The organism is Pedobacter changchengzhani (genome assembly GCF_004354365.1).
Classification (GTDB): Bacteria; Bacteroidota; Bacteroidia; order Sphingobacteriales; family Sphingobacteriaceae; genus Pedobacter; species Pedobacter changchengzhani.
Genome location: NZ_SJCY01000026.1, coordinates 1 through 3,507, shown reverse-complemented (window position 1 = coordinate 3,507; position 3,507 = coordinate 1). Strand labels below are relative to the sequence as shown.

2 rRNA genes are annotated in these 3,507 nt (G+C 49.0%); both read left to right on the top strand.

Going from position 1 to position 3,507, the window contains the following annotated elements:
- Nucleotides 1-378 precede the first annotated feature (378 nt).
- Nucleotides 379-3,256 (top strand): 23S ribosomal RNA (locus EZJ43_RS16900).
- Between the two features lie 133 nt (nt 3,257-3,389).
- Nucleotides 3,390-3,501, top strand: a 5S ribosomal RNA gene (rrf, locus tag EZJ43_RS16895).
- Nucleotides 3,502-3,507 lie beyond the last annotated feature (6 nt).

Genomic DNA, 3,507 nt, shown 5'->3' with positions numbered 1-3,507 from the left:
AAAGCAGAACGCTTTTAAAAAACAAAAAAAATACTACCGGGATCGGTAGGCTACATTGACATAAAGATTAAGAAAGAAGAAAACGCCACGGGGCACATATCATGGATATGAAACGGTTCGAGACCGCATTTTTTTACTAATAAGGCTGAAACGAGGCTTAGGTTAGGGCACATGAAACCCTCTACCTTTATACCCTCCACCTTCAACCTTAATAAAGTTCTTTGACATATTGGAAGAAGTTAAAAAAGAAGAGCAAACAACAATAGGCGACTGTTGTGTTTGTGCTCACTAACCCATGAATTTATTCGTGGGAGAGTATGAGACATCATAACAAGAGCAAAAAAAGCATACCGTACGGCGCAAAAGGCGTACAGGTAGAAGAAAGTAATAAAGAGTACACGGGGGATGCCTTGGCTCTCAGAGGCGATGAAGGACGTGATAAGCTGCGATAAGCTCCGGGGATCTGCAAATATGAATTGATCCGGGGATTTCCGAATGGGGCAACCCGGCATGTTGAAGACATGTCACTAATATAGAGCAAACCTGCCGAACTGAAACATCTAAGTAAGCAGAGGAAGAGAAAATAATAATGATTTCCTAAGTAGTGGCGAGCGAACGGGAAAGAGCCCAAACCTACTTTGTTACGGCAAAGTGGGGGTTGTAGGACTGCAATATGGCATTAGCAAACAGAAGTGGAATGGGATGGGAAGCCCAGCGGTACACGGTGATAGCCCGGTACACGTATAGAATGCTAGCTTAGCAGTATCCTGAGTACCGCGAGGTCGGAGACGCCTTGTGGGAATCTGCCGGCACCATCCGGTAAGGCTAAATACTCCTGAGAGACCGATAGTGAACCAGTACCGTGAGGGAAAGGTGAAAAGAACCCCGAACAGGGGAGTGAAATAGAACCTGAAACCGTGTACTTACAAGCGGTCGGAGCGTCCAGGTGGCGTGACGGCGTGCCTTTTGCATAATGAGCCTACGAGTTACTCTTCTCTGGCAAGGTTAAGTGTTTAAGACACGGATCCGAAGCGAAAGCGAGTCTGAACAGGGCGTACAGTCAGAGGAGGTAGACGCGAAACCTTGTGATCTACCCATGGACAGGTTGAAGGTGCGGTAACACGTACTGGAGGACCGAACCGATAAACGTTGAAAAGTTTCCGGATGATCTGTGGGTAGGGGTGAAAGGCTAATCAAACTGGGAAATAGCTCGTACTCCCCGAAATGTTTTTAGGAACAGCGTCGGCATTGAGTTATATAGAGGTAGAGCTACTGATTGGGTGCGGGGGAGTCAAATCCTACCAAATCCAGACAAACTCCGAATGCTATATAATATGGCCGGCAGTGAGGCGCGGGGTGCTAAGGTCACGCGCCGAGAGGGAAAGAACCCAGACCATCAGCTAAGGTCCCCAAGTGTACGCTAAGTTGAACTAACGAGGTCCGACTGCACAGACAGCTAGGATGTTGGCTTGGAAGCAGCCATTCATTTAAAGAGTGCGTAACAGCTCACTAGTCGAGCGGTCGGGCATGGATAATAAACGGGCATTAAGTGTATCACCGAAGCTATGGGATTGAAATATATCGGTAGGGGAGCATTCTATATGCAGCGAAGGTATCTGGTAATGGGTGCTGGAGCGTATAGAAAAGCAAATGTAGGCATAAGTAACGATAAGGCGGGAGAGAAACCCGCCCACCGAAAGGATAAGGTTTCCTGATCAACGCTAATCGGATCAGGGTCAGTCGGGACCTAAGGAGAACCCGAAGGGGAAATTCGATGGACAACTGGTTAATATTCCAGTACTTTTTATAACTGCGATGTGGGGACGGAGTAGTGACACTGCCGCGGTCTGACGGAATAGACCGTTGAAGACAGTAGGTATTGGACCGGTAGGCAAATCCGCCGGTCTAGCTGAAAGTCGATAGTACCGCGAGGCTCCGGCTGAGCGGATAGCGCAGGTAATCAGACTTCCAAGAAAAACCGCTAAGCTCCAGGTTATAAAAACCCGTACCGCAAACCGACACAGGTATCCGGGAAGAGGATTCTAAGGTGCTCGAGTGAATCATGGCTAAGGAACTCGGCAAAATGGCCCTGTAACTTCGGGAGAAGGGGCGCTGGCAGCAATGTCAGCCGCAGTGAAAAGGCCCAGGCGACTGTTTAACAAAAACACATGGCTTTGCAAAATCGAAAGATGAAGTATAAGGCCTGACACCTGCCCGGTGCTGGAAGGTTAAGAGGGGATGTCATCCTCACGGAGAAGCATTGAATCGAAGCCCCAGTAAACGGCGGCCGTAACTATAACGGTCCTAAGGTAGCGAAATTCCTTGTCGGGTAAGTTCCGACCTGCACGAATGGTGTAACGATCTGGGCGCTGTCTCAGCCATGAGCTCGGTGAAATTGTGGTCCCGGTGAAGACGCCGGGTACCCGCAACGGGACGGAAAGACCCCATGCACCTTCACTATAGTTTAACATTGACATTGGTCACAGGATGTGTAGGATAGGTGGGAGGCTTTGAAGCGGCGTCGCTAGGCGTCGTGGAGCCAACGTTGAAATACCACCCTTTCTGTGTTCGGTGTCTAATCCCGACTATTCGGGAGACATTGTTTGATGGGTAGTTTGACTGGGGTGGTCGCCTCCAAAAAGGTAACGGAGGCTTTCAAAGGTAAGCTCAGTACGCTTGGTAACCGTACGCGGAGTGCAATAGCATAAGCTTGCTTGACTGTGAGACATACAGGTCGATCAGGGTCGAAAGACGGATATAGTGATCCGGTGGTTCTGCATGGAAGGGCCATCGCTCAAAGGATAAAAGGTACGCTGGGGATAACAGGCTGATCTCCCCCAAGAGCTCATATCGACGGGGAGGTTTGGCACCTCGATGTCGGCTCGTCACATCCTGGGGCTGGAGAAGGTCCCAAGGGTTCGGCTGTTCGCCGATTAAAGTGGCACGCGAGCTGGGTTCAGAACGTCGCGAGACAGTTCGGTCCCTATCTGTTGTGGGCGTAGGAATTTTGAGTGGGGCTGACCTTAGTACGAGAGGACCGGGTTGGACCAGCCTCTAGTGAATCTGTTGTTCCGCCAGGGGCATTGCAGAGTAGCTACGCTGGGAATAGATAAGCGCTGAAAGCATCTAAGTGCGAAACTAGCCACGAGATGAGAATTCCATATAGGACCGTAGAAGACTACTACGTTGATAGGCTACAGATGTAAAGGTGGCGACACCACAGTCGAGTAGTACTAATCATCCGAAGCTTTCAAAAGCAACATACTGTTGTTTGTTCTTCAAAACTTAACTTCTTTCAATAATGTTTAAGGTTAAAGGCTGAAAGGTCGAAGGCTTAGGGTGAAAACCTTATACCTTTATACCCTCCACCTTATACCTTTATAAAATATTTAGGTGCCTATATCGGCGGTGTCCACCTCTTCCCATTCCGAACAGAGAAGTTAAGCCCGCCAGAGCCGATGGTACTGCAGTAACATGTGGGAGAGTAGGTCGGTGCCAAATCTTAAA